This window comes from Halodesulfurarchaeum sp., from assembly GCF_036626455.1.
In the GTDB taxonomy this organism is placed as follows: Archaea; Halobacteriota; Halobacteria; order Halobacteriales; family Halobacteriaceae; genus Halodesulfurarchaeum.
The window spans coordinates 35,395-53,017 of sequence record NZ_JAZKRK010000013.1; the positions used below are offsets into that span (position 1 = coordinate 35,395).

General features: G+C 61.4%; 14 protein-coding genes. 7 read left to right on the forward strand and 7 right to left on the reverse strand.

What is annotated here, in order from left to right:
- Positions 1-52: 52 nt before the first annotated feature.
- Positions 53-253 carry a ferredoxin gene (locus V5A26_RS05820; protein ID WP_332320596.1) on the reverse strand — a complete coding sequence of 67 codons (201 nt, stop codon included), beginning with the start codon at positions 251-253 and terminating at the stop codon, positions 53-55.
- Between the two features lie 575 nt (positions 254-828).
- Here V5A26_RS05820 and V5A26_RS05825 point away from each other — a divergent pair.
- The 3 genes from V5A26_RS05825 (at position 829) to pdo (ending at position 4,699) form a co-directional block, all read left to right on the forward strand.
- Entirely contained in the window at positions 829-2,409 is a 1,581-nt protein-coding gene (locus V5A26_RS05825; RefSeq protein ID WP_332320595.1) for a spermidine synthase, read from the forward strand.
- 149 nt (positions 2,410-2,558) lie between these two features.
- Entirely contained in the window at positions 2,559-3,833 is a 1,275-nt protein-coding gene (locus V5A26_RS05830) for a hydroxymethylglutaryl-CoA reductase, degradative (protein WP_332320594.1), read from the forward strand.
- Positions 3,834-4,057: 224 nt separating this feature from the next.
- A complete protein-coding gene (gene pdo / locus V5A26_RS05835) occupies positions 4,058-4,699 on the forward strand; it encodes a protein disulfide oxidoreductase (RefSeq protein ID WP_332320593.1) in 642 nt (213 codons plus the stop codon).
- A 407-nt stretch (positions 4,700-5,106) separates the two neighbouring features.
- Here pdo and cgi121 read toward each other — a convergent pair whose 3' ends face one another.
- Together cgi121 and V5A26_RS05845 are read right to left on the reverse strand one after the other, a co-directional pair.
- Positions 5,107-5,637 carry a KEOPS complex subunit Cgi121 gene (cgi121, locus tag V5A26_RS05840; RefSeq protein WP_332320592.1) on the reverse strand — a complete coding sequence of 177 codons (531 nt, stop codon included), beginning with the start codon at positions 5,635-5,637 and terminating at the stop codon, positions 5,107-5,109.
- Positions 5,634-7,919, reverse strand: coding sequence for an ATP-dependent DNA helicase (locus V5A26_RS05845; RefSeq protein ID WP_332320591.1), 2,286 nt, complete (start codon positions 7,917-7,919; stop codon positions 5,634-5,636). Before V5A26_RS05845 ends, cgi121 begins: the two co-directional genes overlap by 4 nt.
- 119 nt (positions 7,920-8,038) lie before the next feature.
- On the opposite strand from V5A26_RS05845, the gene V5A26_RS05850 reads away from it, so the two are divergent.
- Positions 8,039-8,704, forward strand: coding sequence for an Sjogren's syndrome/scleroderma autoantigen 1 family protein (locus tag V5A26_RS05850; RefSeq protein ID WP_332320590.1), 666 nt, complete (start codon positions 8,039-8,041; stop codon positions 8,702-8,704).
- Between the two features lies 1 nt (position 8,705).
- A complete protein-coding gene (locus V5A26_RS05855) occupies positions 8,706-9,110 on the forward strand; it encodes a universal stress protein (protein ID WP_332320589.1) in 405 nt (134 codons plus the stop codon).
- Between the two features lie 10 nt (positions 9,111-9,120).
- Here the strand turns inward: V5A26_RS05855 and V5A26_RS05860 are convergent, their stop codons facing one another.
- The 4 genes from V5A26_RS05860 to V5A26_RS05875 are packed head-to-tail and all read right to left on the reverse strand — an operon-like array spanning position 9,121 to position 14,757.
- On the reverse strand, positions 9,121-11,571 hold the full coding sequence (locus tag V5A26_RS05860) for a DEAD/DEAH box helicase (protein ID WP_332320588.1): 2,451 nt from the start codon (positions 11,569-11,571) through the stop codon (positions 9,121-9,123).
- Between the two features lie 44 nt (positions 11,572-11,615).
- Positions 11,616-12,176, reverse strand: coding sequence for a dolichol kinase (locus tag V5A26_RS05865; RefSeq protein WP_332320587.1), 561 nt, complete (start codon positions 12,174-12,176; stop codon positions 11,616-11,618).
- A complete protein-coding gene (gene glyS / locus V5A26_RS05870) occupies positions 12,173-13,912 on the reverse strand; it encodes a glycine--tRNA ligase (RefSeq protein ID WP_332320586.1) in 1,740 nt (579 codons plus the stop codon). Before glyS ends, V5A26_RS05865 begins: the two co-directional genes overlap by 4 nt.
- Positions 13,909-14,757 (reverse strand): CBS domain-containing protein, encoded by an 849-nt coding sequence (locus tag V5A26_RS05875; RefSeq protein ID WP_332320585.1) that lies wholly within the window; start codon positions 14,755-14,757, stop codon positions 13,909-13,911. Before V5A26_RS05875 ends, glyS begins: the two co-directional genes overlap by 4 nt.
- Before the next feature lie 183 nt (positions 14,758-14,940).
- Between V5A26_RS05875 and V5A26_RS05880 the strand changes: the two genes are divergently transcribed.
- Complete coding sequence (locus V5A26_RS05880) at positions 14,941-16,776, forward strand: ABC transporter substrate-binding protein (protein ID WP_332320584.1); 1,836 nt, start codon at positions 14,941-14,943, stop codon at positions 16,774-16,776.
- Between the two features lie 284 nt (positions 16,777-17,060).
- Positions 17,061-17,623, forward strand: a 563-nt coding sequence (locus V5A26_RS05885; protein ID WP_332322265.1) for an ABC transporter permease, incomplete at its 3' end; no start/stop codon positions are given.

Genomic DNA, 17,623 nt, shown 5'->3' on the forward strand with positions numbered 1-17,623 from the left:
AGGGCGCCGTCGCTGTCGATTGTGGCTGAGAAAACACGAACTACCGGATGCGTTACTCGGAGACGGTGATCGCATCGACCGGGCAGGCCTCGGCGCCTTCCCGGGCACGATCCACTACGTCGCCTTCGACTTCTTCCATCCCGTCGACCACGTAGGCAAAGCCATCGTCGCCCATTTCGTAGATGTCGGGATGCATCGATGCACAAACCTGATCGCCGATACAGAGGTCTTGATCGATTTCAACTGTCGCCATGATGGTAGTACCCAGTTTTCGGATTGTGACTTCTCTTATTTAAGACACCCTATCTTCTCGCCGACTTGGGTGACAAAATCACACAAACGTTCGGGGCCGAAACTCCGGTCTGGACCTCCTAACTAACGGTTCGCACGGGACAAGTGCCCTTGTCGGAGCCGAGACCCTATTCCACGGCGAAAACTCGAGTCTGGCCCGCTAAATGGTTCGCTGAAGTGGAACCAGTCAAGGGGGTGGGTTCACGGTCGGGGAACCCGCCGAAACCGCGCCAGTCAGGCTACTCTCAGCCCAGGAACGGGCATCTCGACCGGAAGAGCAGTACAAAATCACCAGATGTCATCGGGGTGATGACGGAAAAGGTGGCAAAGAACCAATTATCGTTGACCCGTGCGCACATCGATGCCGGGTCAACACATCTGCGGATATTTCAATATCTCCAGTTGAAACAAAGGGGTGTTCGGTCGACGGGTGGTGGTTTTGGCGTCGCTCGACCGACACCGATTGCCAGTACGGTACAACCGGCATGGGAGCCGTCAGTGACAACCGTTTTGGCCGCTGTCTCTCCTACCCCTGCTATGGACGGCTTCGACCGACTCAACGGATACCGCCCTGAGAAGCCGGCGCTCGCGGTTTTGGTCTCCGGAGTCGCGAGTATGGGACTAGAGATTCTCGCAGGGCGGATGATTGCCCCCGAATTCGGAAGTTCGATCTACACCTGGGGGAGCATTATCGGTGTCTTTCTTGCTGCGCTCAGTCTGGGATACGCCCGCGGTGGACGCCGAGCCCCCCGCCACGCTCGAATTTCGACGTTGCAGACTCTCTTACTCTGGACGACGGTCTATGTCGCGTTTCTCCTCTTTGCCGGGGAGTTTCTGATCCGCCAGAGCGGGACCCTCCCGATTCCGGCCCGGTATAGCTCGCTTGTCCCGGTGACAGTCCTCTTTGGCCCACCGACCTACCTCCTGGGGTTCATCAGCCCATACGCCGCCGAACTCTCGACGGCCGAAAGTACAGGGGAAGCCTCGGGTCGGGTCTACGCTCTTGGGACTATCGGGAGTATTGGCGGCGCCTTCGGGACCACGTACGTCCTGATTCCGACCCTCTCGATCGATTGGATCGGGTTGTTCTTTGGGGGGATTCTGCTGTTCACGGCCGCATGGCTTGCCTGGCCGGACCGGTCTCTCCGGAGCGTGCTTCGTATCGCCCTCGTCGTCGCCCTCCTGATCGGAGCGGTCGTGGCCCCCTCGTTCGGGATGGTCCTCTCCGGGAATACGGTCTACGAGACCCAGACCGCCTATCAGGACCTGCGAGTCGCCGACCAGGACGGCGTTCGCACCCTCTATCTCGATGGTGTCTCCCACAGTGCGCTCGATCTTTCGGATCCGGACCGGCACGTCTTCACGTACACGCGTTACTTCCACCTGCCGCTGCTCTACACCGAAGACGTCGAAAACGTCCTGTTCATCGGCGGTGGTGGATTCACCGGGCCGAAAATCTTCGCCGACAGGTACGACGTCGATGTCGACGTGGTCGAGATCGATCCGGCGGTTGTGAGTGCTGCTGAGGAGTACTTCGGGCTCGAACCGGGCCCGAACCTGTCGGTCCACACGATGGACGGCCGGCAGTACCTCCGCGAAACGGACACCGAGTACGACGTCATCATCCTCGATGCCTATCGACGGGATACGGTCCCATTTCACCTCACTACGACCGAGTTTTTCGACCTCGCGGGAGACCGGCTTGACTCGGATGGCGTGTTGCTCGCGAACATCATCTCGGCACCGAGTGGGCCGGGAGCGGACTTTTTCAGAGCCGAGTACCGGACGATGGAGACCAGTTTCGCCGACGTCACCGCGTTCCGAACGGCCAAACCAGGGGTGGTGCAGAACATCGAGATTTTGGCAACCACCCAATCTCACTCACTAACGACAGAAGAGCTCCGCGAGCGAGCGGAGACCCGCCCGATTGGCTACGAACTCGATGACGCGTTGGACCGTCGAATCGACACTGTTCGAACAGACGACGTCCCGATCCTCCGGGACAATGACGCGCCCGTTGATGCCCTTCTGGACCCGATGCTTGGCCAACGGTACGTGGTCGAATCGGGGGCGTCTGGCAGTCCCACGAACGAGACTATGTCGACAGCAGCTCCCTGATCCGGCGAGTGAGCATGATAACCGCCGTTGATCCGGCGATTGGGCACGACAACAGCCGTTGATTCGGCGAGTGGGCAGTACCGCCGGCGCCGTGTCGCAGCGTTTGCCATCAGGGAGGTTTTTTAGTCGTACCCACCGTCCCATGTTCCATGGACTCGCGCATTTCCGGGTTTTACAAGCTCCCGGTCGCAAAACGACGAGCGGAAATCGCTGAACGGGCCGACCTTTCCGAGGAGGCCGTCGAAGCGATTGGCGGCACAGGTCTGACGGAGGACCTGGCAGACACCGTCAGCGAGAACGTCATCGGGACCCTCGAATACCCGATCTCGGTCGCGACGAACTTCCGGATCGACGGCGAGGACCGCTTGATTCCGATGGCCATCGAGGAGACGAGTGTGGTGGCCGCCGCCTCGTATGCGGCCCGGATGACTCGGACCGAAGGCGGATTCGAAACCGACGTCGATGCGCCTCGGATGATCGCCCAGATTCAGGCGGTCGACGTGACGGACCCGCAGGCCGCTCGGATGCGGATTCTCAAGGAACAGGACCGACTGAAGGAACTGGCTGACGAGCAAGACCCCACACTCGTGAAGTTCGGTGGCGGCTGTGAGGACATCGAGGTGCGAATCGTTGACAGCCCAAACGGACAGATGGTCGTAACTCATCTCATCGTGAACGTCCAGGACGCGATGGGGGGCAATGCGGTCAATACGATGGCCGAGGCGCTGGCCCCGGAAATCGAGGAGTTGACTGGCGGGGACGTCGAAATGCGGATCCTTTCGAATCTGGCGGACCGACGGCTTGCCCGTGCGACCTGTACGATCCCGCCCGAAGAACTCGCCGACGAGGACAGTGAATTCACCGGCGAGGAAGTGCGTGATCGGATCGTCGACGCCTGGGCGTTCGCGATGGGAGACCCCTACCGGGCGGCGACTCACAATAAGGGCATTATGAACGGTATCGACGCGGTCACGACGGCCACGTTCAACGACTGGCGGGCAATGGAGGCTGGCGCACACGCGTACGCGGCCCAAGATGGGTACGATTCCCTGACTAGCTACGAGGTCGACGGGGACGGGAACCTCGCTTGCAGTATCGAACTCCCGATTCAGGTTGGGACTGTGGGTGGCGCAACAGGCCTGCAGCCGGTGGCCCAGGCCGCGATGGAGATCCTTGACGTCGATTCAGCCCCGGAGATGTCCGGCGTCCTCGCCTCGGTTGGCCTCGCCCAGAACGTGGCCGCGCTTCGGGCCCTCGTGAGCGAGGGTATCCAGCAGGGCCATATGCAATTGCACGCGCAGAACATCGCGATACAGGCCGGTGCCGAGGGCGACCAGATCGACGAGGTCGCAGAACGGATGATCGAAGAAGAGACAATCGGCCAAAGCGATGCCGAGCAATTCCTCTCGGAACTCGAAGAGTAACAATCACACGGGCTGTGGGCAGCGGTTCACTTGGGGCCAGTATTCAAACGAAGCGCAATACCGATATGGAAATGTGTGTCAATCATACCCACGTAATTAGTTCTCATACACGAGAAAGGCGGCCAGTAACCCCGGAAGGTCCCGTTTGTCGGCACCGACACCCTCACTTGGGTCCGTCCCAGCACAACACATATTAATACCTGGGGCGGTAGTGTTGAACCAAGATGGCAATACTCTCCGACGAGAACCGTGACGACGTCAAGGAAGTCTTCGAGCAGATGGACACGGAACTTACCGCACACGTCTTCACAGCCGACAACTGTGAGTACTGCGATGAGACCGTCGAACTCAACGAGGAACTCGCGGAACTCACCGATCTCTACACCGTCGAGGTCCACGATATGAACAGCGAGGCGGCCGAGGACTGGAACGCGACGAAGTACGACAATGCGCCGGTCACCGTGCTGACCGACGGCGAGATCCGTGGAGTCCGGTACTACGGTATCCCGTCCGGTCAGGAGTTCGGCGCCTACGTTCGTGACATTGTCGCCGTTTCCACCGGCGAGAGTGGCCTGGACGAAGACATCAAGACGGAACTGGCCGAAATCGACGAGCCGGTGAACATCAAGGTCTTCGTCACGCTGACCTGCCCGCACTGCCCGCAGGCAGTGGAGACCGCACACAAGTTCGCGATCGAAAATCCGAACATCACCTCCGAGATGGTCGAGTCCCAGGAGTTCATGGAACTCTCCCAGGAGTTCGGTGTCCGCGGGGTCCCGCAAGTCAACATCAACGACGAAGCCAGCGAATTCACGGGCGCTCAACCGCCCCAGCAGTTCCTCGATCAGGTCAAGGCCGCTCTGTAAGGCGAGTCAGACAGTCCAACCGCTTCTTCCACTGCATCACGACGCCGAACCGTCAGACCATTGTCTGACACACGCGGGCTTCGTTTCAACTGGAACATCCCTGGTTCCGGCGGGAATGGCCACATGTGCCGCCAACAGTGCCATTTTGAGGTACATAAACCCCTGTTGCAAAACCACATGACGTCACCGCGATGGGAACCCCTCCATTTCGACTGGAACAGCTGACACACCATACCCACTTGGGACGTGACTGGCTGTCTGGGAGATTCGACTCGAAACGATTACCAACCGGGTACGCGGAAATCAGTATCAACCACTGTCGCTCTCTCCGGGCCCGAGAGATTTGCCAGCCAGCTTTCGGACCTGTCAGGGGGCAACCTGGTTTCGGTGCTGTCTGGGAACCAGGCTTACTTTTCGACGTCCAGCAGTGCAACCCGCTCGCGGACCAGGTCGCCAAGGTCACCTGTCGTTGCCGCTCGCTCCGCCGGAGTGATCTCGAAGTATTCGGTGAGCGCCGATTCCTCTGGCTCGACTGGACCGGGATCAAGCTGTTCACGGACGGCCCCAACCGCTGCGTCGGCTCGGTCCCCTTCGAGCAAGACGATCACGGACTGCTCCCCGGTCCTGAGCCCGAGGGTCATCGCCTCGTCGATCTGACGGCGCCCGGCGGCATACAAGAGGACTTCGACGGCGAGTTCGTCGGCGACGTTTTCACCCCGCCTCATCGACCGCTTTGCGTGATCGAGTGCCGCCTGGAGGTGCGCCTCGCCGGCAATGTACCGGGCGTCAAAGGCCTGGAGCAGCACGTCGTACTCCTCACTGATGGTCCGGAAGGTGGACAGAACCGATTCGAGGGAGTCAAAGGCGCCCCGCGTTTCGGCACGGTGCTCCTCGCTGTCACCGTCACCGATCCAAACCCGGCCGGTCACGGTCTTCATTCGAATTCACCCAGGTTGGCCTGGGTCCCGTCGGCCTGTTGCCCCCCGTCGGCCCGGTCGCTATGGCTCTGAATCTGCCCCCTCTCGCCGGCTGAACCACCCGTGTCCGACCCTGTCGACTCGACGTCTTCGAGACCCGGATCGGGATGGCCGGCACTTTCCAGGACCTTTTCAGTGGTTTTTCGCCGCCCCTTCAGTGCCCCGAGCACACGACTCTTGTCCGCGTGCCGCAGGTCCTCGCGAGTTTCGAAGTCGGCGTCGTAGAGCCGACGGGCCCGTTTGCGGCCGACGTGACGAATCCCGACCAGATCGAGGAGCTCCGAGCGAATTCCGTGCTCCACCCGGATCCGGGCCTCACGGATTTTGGGCGCGGAGCTCAGGTCGAGTTCCCCGGCCAGTCGTTCGGCCGCTTGCAGGAGCCATTCGGTGGTTTCGACCTTGCCCCGGATGTCGCCCGGACCGACGCCGTAGCGCTCGGTGATCCGGTCTTCGTCGAGTTCCTGTGCCCAGTCTTCGAGGAGTTTGGCAGTCTTCAACGCCGAGAGCCAGTCCTCGAACTCGCCTTCGGCGAACTCCGAGGGCGTCTTACCGAGCAGTTCTGGCTCGCGCTCGTAGGCGATCTCGGTGTAGGTCGAGGCATCACCGGACTTCAGATAGAGTTCGTACATGTCCGGTGTGCGGCTCACGAGATGATAGAGCCCGAGCGGTGCTGGATCCCCAGATCCCGCCCGGAGCCCGTCGATGATGATCGCCGCGGACATCGGATCGAGATAGAGTTGGGAGACCAGATGGCCCGCTGGGGTGGCGCTCAAATCCGGTCCGTCCCGAACAAGAAACTCGTTTGCGACGAGGTAGTCCAGCACGTCTTCGGTCACGCGCTCGAGCCGGGACGGGTCGTCCGTCTGAGAGGCATACAGCGTCTCGCCCAGGAACTCGAGCAGCCCGTCATGGGTGTGAACGAAGCCTGTCGCGACCGTCGAGAGCACGTGGGCGCGAAGTGCTGGCTCGGCGGCAAGCTTCGACCGGACCGGTTCCGGCTCGGCGTAGATATAGCGGTCGAACAGCTCCTCCAGTTCATCGTGAGAGTTCGCGAGCAGGACGGCCTCTCCGTGTGGGTCTCGGCCAGGGCGGCCGGCCCGGCCGAACATCTGGTGGACTTCTAACGTCGAAAGCGGGGCCATCCCGCCCGTCGAGCCATCATAGCGTCGCCAGTCACGAACCACGACCCTGCGACTCGGTGTGTTTACTCCGGCGGCGAGGGTTGGCGTGGCTGCGACGGCCCGGATCAGCCGGTCCCGAAACGCGTCCTCGATGAGAGTCCGGTGGTTCCGAGCGAGTCCGGCATGGTGAAAGGCCGCGCCGTTCTCCACCGCCGCTGCCAGGTCCTCGCTCGTTTCAGTGTCACTCACTGACCGGATTTCCGCGGCTAACTCCTGGAGTGAGTCCCGGTCCGCGGCCGAAAGGTCCTGTTCTGTCACGTCTCCCAACCGTCGAGCCGCCGCTTCGGCGTTTCGCCGGGAGTTGACGAACACCAGGGCCGAGCCCTCCTCCTCGATGGTGTCATTGACAAGGGCTTCGGTCTGGTCGTTCGAGCCGGTCGGGAGTTCCGTGGTCGTCCCATCGTCGAGGTGCAACGCGTCGCCGTAGTGCACCCCGGTCCGGAGTTCGATCGGTCGCCAGTCCGAGTCGACGAGCGAGGCGTCGAGCCACTCGGCGATTTCGTCGGCGTTGCCGATGGTCGCCGAAAGGGCGATCACCTGGAGGTCGGGCACTCGCGAGCGGAGTTTCGCCAGCGTTACTTCCAGGGTCGGGCCCCGGGTCCGGTCGTCGACCAGATGGACCTCGTCGGCCACGACCGCGCCGAGGTCCGTGATCCACTCTGCTCCGTTTCGGATGAGCGAGTCGACTTTTTCGGAGGTCGCGACGACGATGTCGGCGTTTCCGAGCCAGTCTCCGTCGCTTTCGTAGTTGCCCGTCGAGACCGCCACGTCGAGATCGAACTGCTGGAGGGCCTCGAACTCGGCGGCTTTCTCGCTTGCCAGGGCCCGTAGCGGAACGATGTATAAGGCCATTCCCTCTGTCTCCCCGATGGCTGAGAGCATTCCGAGTTGCGCGACGAGTGTCTTCCCGCTCGCGGTCGGCACGCTCGCGACGACGCTTTCGCCGTCGAGAACGCCGGCCTCGACGGCCGCGGCCTGGGGCGGATAGAGCTCTTCGATGCCGGACTCGGCGAAGTGCTCGGCCACCCCGTCTGGTAGCCCCGACAGGTCCCTGATCTGCATCGGGCGAAGGTAGTCCGTCCCCGGATAAAAACTGCCGGGCTCGGCGATTCTGGGCAGATCGGAGGTCAGGCATGGCTCAGCCACGCAATTTTAACCCTCCCGGCCCGACGCATAGAACAATGAGCGAGAACTTCGATAAGGAAGCCGAACGGGAACGGCTTCGCGAGAAATACGAGTCTGACTCGGCGGATCGGGAGGTTACCGAGCGCATGAGCCAACTGTTGCTCCAGGGGGCGACGATGACGAACAAGCACTGTGACACCTGTGGATCGCCCATTTTCCGGTACCAGGGCCAGGAGTTCTGTCCGACCTGTCAGGCCGAGGCTCAGGGTGGCGAGAAAGCAGACGCCCAACACGGTGGGGAAACGGGCGCCCAGGATGGTGAGGAAGCGACTGCCCAGGACGGTGACACGGCAACAGCCGAGCAGCCCACTTCGGTGGACCAGGCCGGTTCGACCGACCAACGAGCCGACCCTGAATCTGTTTCCGGGTCAGCCTCATCGGTTCAGACCGATCCCGCCGCGCACAAATCGGTGGGCGCGGCGTCGACCGGCACAGCCGAACTGGGCGGAGCACAGCAGACCCAGGCAACCCAGCCAGCCACCGAATCAGGCGGTGTATCGGTGACTGGGTCCCAACAGACAGCGGCCGAAACGTCCCTCTCGGAGACGATCGTGTCCCTTTCCAACCGGGCCCGGGAGAGCGAGGATCCCCACCAGGCCAAGGCACTCCTTGAAGCCGCTCGGGAGGCCGCAGAGACACTCGCTACGCTTCACGGCCGGTAAGATGGCAATCGATCATATCCTGGTCCCGATCGACGGCACCGACGTGGGATTTCGAGCCCTCTCCTTTGGTTTAGACCTCGCTGCGCCGTTCAATGCTCGGCTTGATGCGGTCCATATCACCACAGAGGAGCCCGAAGCAACTGCTCCCGTCCTTGGCCGGACCCAACGGATTCTCGACACGGCCGACGTCGAGACGTCACTCGAAGTCTCGCCCGAACTCGATCTCGATTTCCGGCCGGCTGATCGGTTGGGCAAGGACATCCTCGATCTGGTCGCCGAGCGGGGGTACGACCATGTGGTGATGGGCCACGAGGAGCCCCCGGGCCCAGTGGAGCGGGCCATCCTGGGAAGCGCCGCCGAAACCGTCCTGCGAAGCGAACGTGTCACGCTGACTGTGGTTCCGTAATCGACCGGTCCTACTGGGAATTGTAGTCGCTTCCGACGACCTCCCGGATCCGTTCGGCTGTTACCTCACCGACTCCCGCGACCGATTGGAGTGTTTCCTCGTCCGCGGTCAGGACCGCCTCGACGCTGCCCAACGCGTCCAGCAACGATCGGGCCGTAATGGGACCGATATCCGCGATGGAGGCGACCACGTACTCCTGCTGCTCGCGGAGTGTTTTGGCGGCCGACTCACCGTGCACGCTCACCGCTCGGTCTTGCTCTTCCTGCTCCCGGGTGGCGATGGTTTCGAGCAGGCTCGCCGTGTCGGACTCGTCCCGGGTAAAGAGGACGGAAATCCCGAAATCGACGGCCAAGCTGGCGAGGGCGCCCCGGATGGCGTTCGGGTGGACATTCCGCTCGCTGTAGAGATCTCCCTCGCCTTCGATCAGCAACACCGGTCGCCCGTAGTGACGGGTGAGGTCCCCGACCTGGTCGAAGAGTGCTCGATCCCCGTCTAGGAGCGTCGAGAGGAAATCGGCGATTGTCTTGCGCTCGACGGCCACCCGGTCCGAGAGCACGTAGTCCCCGACTTCGAGCGTTTCCAAACGAGTTTCGACGCCACCGCTCGTTGAAAGGGTCCGGGCGATGCTTGCGTCGAGTTCGCGCTGGTCGACGACAATTTCGACGTGGTCGTTCGCACCAGCCTCGGCGACGAGTCCGGACTGGCGTTCGGCTGCTTCTTCGGCCGGATCGTCGTCCGATTCTGTGACTCCACGCTTTTCTTCGGCGTCGAAGTCACCGATTCCAGCCTGGTCCTCTCCAGAACCGTTTGTCGTGGCCGATGGGCCCGACTTGTCGGCTGCCGTGGGTCCGTCGCCCCCTGATTCCGAGGGCCCGTTGAAGGACTCAAGTTCGACCTGTCCGGCGAACTCGGCCTCGAGGTCCTCGGCGGCGTCCCTGAGCGATTCGAGTTCGGCGGCCATCTCCTCTTCGCGGCGCTTGGAGATCCAGTAGTAAGCCTCGTCGCGGGTGTCATCGGCCATCAAGACGACCACTTTGCCCTCGGTTTGCCGACCGGTCCGACCTTTGCGCTGAATCGACCGGATCGCGTTCGGGACGGGTTCGAAAAAGCAGACCAGATCGACTTCTGGGACGTCCAGTCCCTCCTCGGCAACCGACGTCGAGACCAGTACCTCGAACTCGCCCGCCCGAAACGCTTCGAGGACACTCGTCTGTTCGGTCTGGGTCATGCCCGAGGACCCTTCCTTGTCACCCTGACCGACGAACCGTTCGACCTCGAAGCCCTCCGAGAGGAACTCCGTGAGCGCCTCGGCGGTGTCCCGAGACTCGGTGAAGATGATCACCCGTTCGCCGCCTTTGATCCCCAGGGTTTCAGCGAGGAGGATTCGGACCCGTCGGAACTTCGGGTGCAAATCCTCGAAGTTCTGGGCCATGGTCATCGCTCGACGTATCTCTGGGTCCGAGACGAACCGTTGGCTGGCCTTCGAGGCTCCCGAGGAGCGAGCGGCGTTGCGCTGGCGATCGAAGTAGCGCTCGAGGGCGTCGACACTCTGGGTTTCGACCAACTCGACGGCCCGCTTTACCTTCATGATCTCGGCATGGACGGACATTCCCTCGTAGCCGGTCGAGTCGTCCCGGTCGATCAACCGCTGGAGCTTCGCCCGGATCTCGTGGAGGTCCCGCTGGGAGATCTGTGGATCCGTCGAGTTTGTCACCCCCAGGTCCGCCAGGGTTTTGAGTCGATCCGTGAGCACTCCCTGCAGTCGATCACGGATCTCCAGGACCTCCTCGGGGAGTTCGACCGTGATCCACTCGATATCTGTGTTGTGCGTGTATTCGGCCACGTCTGGGTCGGACTCGGTCTTTACTGCCACCCCCTGGAGTCCCAGGTTGGCCATCACCGTTCTGATCGCCTCCTCGTCGTCACCGGGAGAGGCGCTCATTCCAGTTACCAACGGGTCCCTGGCGGCCTCGTAATAGCGCTCGGCGATATAGGAATACGGGTAGTCCCCGGTCGCTCGGTGGCACTCGTCGAACGTCAGGTGGACGACGTTCGAGAGGTCGATCCGATTACCCAGCAGATCGTTTTCCACGACTTGCGGGGTGGCAACGATGACCCGTGCGTCCGCGAAGAGTTCGGCTCGATTTTCCGGCCGGGTTTCGCCCGTGAAAACGACGACCTGGTCGTCGGGAATCACGAGTGATTCTCGATAGAAGGCCGCATGCTGCTCCACGAGGGGTTTGGTTGGGGCCAGGAGGACGGCCTTTGTGTCAGAATCGTCCGCAAGTCGGTCCGCTGTTACCCGGAGACTCACCGCTGTCTTCCCGAGTCCGGTGGGCAGGGAGACGAGCGTATGGGCTGAGCCGGCCGCCTCGACCAGATCGCTCTGGTAGGGCCGGTCTTCGATCGTTCCCGCCTCGATCAGCGGGTGGTCCACGGAGTCCGTCCGTCCTGCAGCCATCTTTCGATAAATTGTTCGGTCTGGCGGTTAAGGGTTCGTGTCTCTCAGACGAGGATCAGTCCAGCCTGCATCGCTGCCGCGGCGACCACCGGGATCGTGAGGTTGTCGTCGATGACGTAGCCGGCGATCGTCGGTTTGACGCCGTCAGCCACCGTTGCCCCACTCGCACCCAGTACTGCTGGGACTGGTGGAACGAGCAGGAGGCCGGCAATGCCGAGACAAACGCCGAAGGTAGCAAGGAGAACATAGCCCTGCTTCACCTCGAGGCTCCCACTGGAGAGGATCCCGCTGATGGGGTCCCCGATGGTCAGCATGAGGAGGGCCGGGACTGCCACGAGCGGTTGGAACACGAACACCGTGATCGTCGCGCCCACGAGTGCAAGCGCGTATCCGGCCGGCCAGTTGGCTTCGTAATCCCGCGTGAATCGCTCGTAGACCCACAAGTCGAGGTAGCCGGACAATCTGAGCCCTTCGAGGACGGTGGCGACGGTCATAGCGATGGCCACAACGCCCTGGACCTGCGGCCAGGTGAGCACGTCGAGGACGTAAAACAGCGGAACGGTACTCCCGCTAGCATGGACAAGCCGACGCCCAGGTTCGCTCACAGCTGATCAAACGCCAACTCGCCGTCCTGGAGCGCAGCGAGGGTCGCAGCCAGTTCATCGATGCCCACTCTGACCTGGTCGGTCGTGTCCCGATCCCGAACCGTCACCGTTCCATCGTCCAGACTTTCGTAGTCCACCGTGACACAGTACGGGGTTCCGATCTCGTCCTGGCGGCGGTAGCGACGCCCGATTGCCCCCGAGTCGTCGTACGTCACCGACAGGCCGACCGCCCGTAAGTCGGCAGCGAGATTTCGGGCTTGCTCGCCCAGACCGTCCTTGTCCATCAAGGGGAAGACGCCGACAAGGGTTGGCGCCATTTCGGGCGGCAGGCGAAGCACGGTGCGCTCCTCGCCATCGATCTCGTCTTCGTCGTAGGCGTGAACCAGAATCGTGTATACGGTCCTGTCGATGCCCATGGAGGGCTCGATCACGTGGGGGGTGATCTGCTCGCCTCGTTCGGTGACCTCCTCGACCGCGAATCCGGTCTGTTCGGTCGGGATTTCGACGGTCTCACCGTCCACTTCGACGGCGACGGTCTCGCCCTCGAAGGCCCTCTGGTCAGTTTCGGCGAGGTCTTCCAGGGCTGCAGCGATGTCTGCGGCCTGGGAGCCGTACTCGGGGCCCAGCGCAGCCATGTCCGGTTCCACGCTGGCTCGCTCCACGGTCCGGGGTTCGTCGTACTCCGAGAAGACCCTGTACCGTTCGTCGGTGTGGGCCTCGTGGTGACTGAGGTCGTAGGTGCCCCGATTGGCGATGCCAGCAAGTTCGATCCACTCTGGATCCTGGCCCGGGCCGCTCACGTCGGCTTCGGCGTCCCAGCAGTCCCGTGCGTAGTGAGCGCGTTCGGCCGCTTGATGCTGTCTGAACCGCACTCGATCGAGATCGATGCCGATCCGGTCGTACCACGCTGTGGCCACGCCCACGTAATAGCCGACCCAATCGTCGGCGATCGGGCCTGATTCGACGGCCGCTCCGATTGTTTGGAACGACGGCTCGCCGTCTGCGGTCTGCGCTTCGGCGCTGAAAAGTGGGGCTTCGACGTCGGCGACGCTCTCGAGGTCCGGTTCGTCCTCGTCGGGATCGAAGAACAACTCGAGTTCGGCCTGATTGAACTCCCGGGTTCGGACGATGGCGTTTCGCGGGCTGATCTCGTTGCGGTAGGCCCGGCCGATCTGGGCGACGCCGAACGGTAACTCTCCCCGGGCGTACTCCCTGAGCCGGGGGAAGTCCACGAAGATCCCCTGTGCGGTCTCCGGTCGCAGGTAGCCCCGGTTCGTCGATCCGGGACCGATTGCCGTCTCGAACATCAGATTGAATTGCTCGACCGGTTCTTCAGCGAGTGGGGCGCCACAACTTGGACAGGTGATGCCGTGCTCGGCCAGGAGTCCCTCTATCTCTTTGGCCGTGTAGCTCTCGGCTTCTGCGATGTCCGTCTGGCCTTCGACGAGGTGGTCGGCCCGGTGGCTCTGTTCACACGCCGGGCACTCCACCAACAGGTCGTCGAAGCCGTCCAGGTGACCCGAGGCCTCGAAGACGGCTTCGGGCATGATCGTCGGGGCGTCGATTTCGTCGTGGCCTTCGCGGGTCGCCCAGCGCTCCCGCCAGGCGGACTCGACTGTGGCCTTGAGCGTGGCGCCGTGCGGACCGTAGGTGTAAAACCCCGAGACGCCGCCGTAGGCCGATCCCGTCTGGAAGAAGAAGCCGCGTCGCTTTGCGAGTTCGGCCAGGGCTTTCATATGCCCGCGAGCAGATCGATGTCCCGGACGATGCCGGCGAGTTCGTCCCCGCGCTGGAGCGGGACCTGTTCGATGTCGTTGTCAAGGAGCACTCCGGCGACCTCTTTAGCGGTCCGACTGCTGTTGACGGTGACGAGGCCGTCGCTCATGTACTCCCGAACGGGCTCGTTCGGCAGTTCGACGTCTCGGGTTGGAAGATAGCGGTTGCCAACGGCTTTGATTCCCTCCCACATCCACTCATCGTCCTGGTTGGCGATACTGTCGCCTGTTGCGTCTTCGCCTTCGACCACCTGGGCGACGTCAATGAGGTCGACTTCAGTGATAATGCCGCCCATCTCACCGTCGTCGTCGAGAGCGATCGCATAGGGCACGTTCGCGAAGGCAATCTCTCGTTCGGCGACGGTGAGTGGCGTCCCAACGTAGACGGTGTTCACGTCGGGGCTCGCTAGCTCCCCGACCTCGATGTTGCCGTCGGCGTCCCCGTCGGCGATGGCACGGACGATATCCGTGACGGTGATCATACCCTCCAAACTCCCGCCGTTGACGACCGGGATTCGGCGTTGCTCGGTTTCGACGATGGTTTCGGCGACCTCGTGGAGTGTGGCGTCTTTCGAGGTCGTGGGGACGTCCTCCATCAGGATCGCTAACTGATCCTCGTTCGGTCGTTTGATCAGGTCTTCCCGGGAAACAAGTCCGCGGTACCGCTCTCCGTCCTCGGTTTCTTTGACGACCGGAACCGAGGAGAACGACCGCTCCTGGAGGTACTCCAGGACATCGTCTCTGGTCCCGGGGAGCGAGACCGTTATTACGTCGGCCCGGGGTGTCATCGCGTCGGCAACCTTCATGTGACCGGTTTACAGGATGGGGGCATATGTAGGCTACGACACTGGCTGGCCGAAACTCGGCCTCCTCAACTCGTCTACCACTTAAAATAGGGGCTGACGGGAATACCTAGTGCCCACTGGGTCGCTGATTTACCCGCCCTGACACCAATTTTTATAACGCTTCACAATATTGGTCCTCTTGGTATGCCAAACAGCCGCAAACTCAATCGGCGCCGTTTCCTCGAAGCAACCGGGGCTGCCGCCCTGACTGCCAGCATGGCAGGCTGTGCTGAGGATGGTGGCGAAGGTGAGCAAACCACGACCGAAGAAGGCGAAGGCGAATATACCCCATCGGACACGTATCCGTACGGAGCCAACGAGACGAACGTCGAGGAGGCCAAGGCGGTGATGGAGGAAGCTGGGTACGGACCGGACAACCGGTTCGAACTCGACTGGGTCCAGTACCAGAGCCCGGCCTGGGAGGAGATGGCCAATACGATCCGCTCACGCCTTGACTCCGCCTATATCGACATGAACATCAGCGACGCGGACTTCGGGGCTCTCCTCAACCAGACTGAAAAGGGCGAGCACATGGCCTACACGCTCGGCTGGATCGCTGATTATCCCGCCGCGCAGAACTTCCTGCAGCTGATCGACCCGGAGAACACGATTTATGACGCGGAGGGGTACACACCGAACGGCTCTCGACTGTTTTGGTCCGAAGACGCGATGGGCGACGACCGGATTCGGGAGTATATGACTGCGCAGTTCGACCGAATCCAGAACAACCCACAAAACACCGAAGAAGCCCAGGAGATCCGGAACGACGCGGGCATTAAAATGGAGAAGGCCATGTGGGATTCCGCTGGTTTGATTCCCATCTACCATCGAGTCGACCAGCTGTTCTGGTACGACCATGTCGACTACGACGCGCCGGGAGGAATGGGCCCCTCGCGTTCAAAGGAGAACATCGCCGTGAACGATCTCGGCGGTAAAGAAACGTTTAACGGCATTTCAGCGACCTTCAATTCATTGGACCCGATTGCTTCGGGTAATACGGCGAGTGGCGGGAAGGTCATGAATATGTTCGACGCGCCGATGAATTACCACAATGGAACGACCGACGTGCGCTCGCTACTCGTCGAGGATTACTCCGTAAGCGACGACGCGACGGAGTTCGAATTCACGCTCAAAGAGGGCATGCAGTTCCACGGAGATTACGGCGAAATTACCGCTGACGACCTGGTATACTCGATTCAGCGACTGGTGGAGTCACCGAACTCGACGAATACCTACTTCCCACTCAGCGTGCTGGCCATCGACCACGAGAAGGACGAGGACGGAAACGTGGTTCCGGGGTCGACCGCCATCGAAAAGACCGGAACGTACTCCTTCAAAATCACGCTCCAGAACCCGTTCGCCCATACGCTCTCGGTCCTCGCCTATTCCGCTTTCTCCGCAGTTCCTGAGGGGATTGTCGCTGACATTGAAGGGTACGAGGATGGCGATATGGTCTGGGAGGATTTCTCGACGAATCCAGTCGGTAGTGGCCCATTCGTCTTCGAAGAGTGGCAGTCCGGAAACGGAGGCGTGTTCCGGGCCTCGAAATTCGAGGACTACCATGGTCCCGAGCCAGTCATGGACGAGCTCCATGACTCCATTATCACCGAGCCAACTGCCTCATACAACTATTTCCTCAACGAAAATGCCGACGTGTCCGGCATCCCGACCGAGCAGTACGATCCGGACAAGGTCACCATCGAGGAAGAGGAAGGCAGTCAGTCCTTTGGGACCTACGGTCCGATTGGAGACGGGAAGACGGTCAATATGTCAGCGACCCCATCGATCAATACCTTCTTCGTCGGTTTCAACATGGAGAAGGTGCCAAAGCCGGTCCGGCAGGCGATGGCGTACGTAATCAACCACGAACAGTTCATCGCTAACGTTTTCAAAGGCCGTGGCGAGGAGGGATTCCACCTCACGCCGCCTGCAGCCTTCCCCAGCGGAGCGAGTACCTACTACGAATACATCCCGGAATAAGCGACCTCTCTCAGGACTGCATTTTTCTTCGCTGTCGTAATATACTTAACCTGGCCCAAGATATAATTTGTATTCAATAATGTTTCATCAGGGAAGCCGACCCGTGAAGAACTCGCAAGGTTTCCTGAGCCCCTTCACCATCTTTTCGACACCGTTCTCGCATCCATACTTGCGGTGGCGATACCGACGAAAGAACGGGAGTATAGCCAAAAACATCCGCAAGTCGATCTGGCCGAGTTGGCGGACCGAGACCACCTTTTTTCTGACGATTCAAATCTAGACGCATGAACCGGCTGCTCTATCTCTTCAAACGGCTGGCGCTTGGCGTTCCGGTGATGCTGTTCGGTCTCACTATCGCCTTCATGGTGATGTATCTCGGTCCGATCGACCCGGTGCTGACGATTCTGGGACGGGACGCCGAACCGATGGCCGCTGAACAGCTTCGGATCCAGCTCGGCCTCATTTATCCAGATGGAACACCAGTCCCTCTTTGGGACCAGTACCGGAAGGTCTTACAGGATCTCATAACGTTTAATTTCGGCCAGTCTTGGACGATCCAGCGGGGCACGGGCGTCGGCGAACTCCTCATTGGTCGAATGCCGGCGACTGTCTGGATGGGCTTCTGGTCGGTCGTCATCGCACTCTTGTTTGGCATCCCGATTGGCCTCTTTGCCGGCCTTCGGGCAAACACCTGGTCTGATTACTTCGCCTCCGGATTTGGAATCATCTGGCGGGCGATGCCCAACTTTTGGCTGGCGGTCATGATCGCCGGCATCCTTTCTGCGGGCGGGGCGCTGCAAGGGTACCGAAACTGGTGGATCCAAACTGACGTAATCGGAACGCCGGC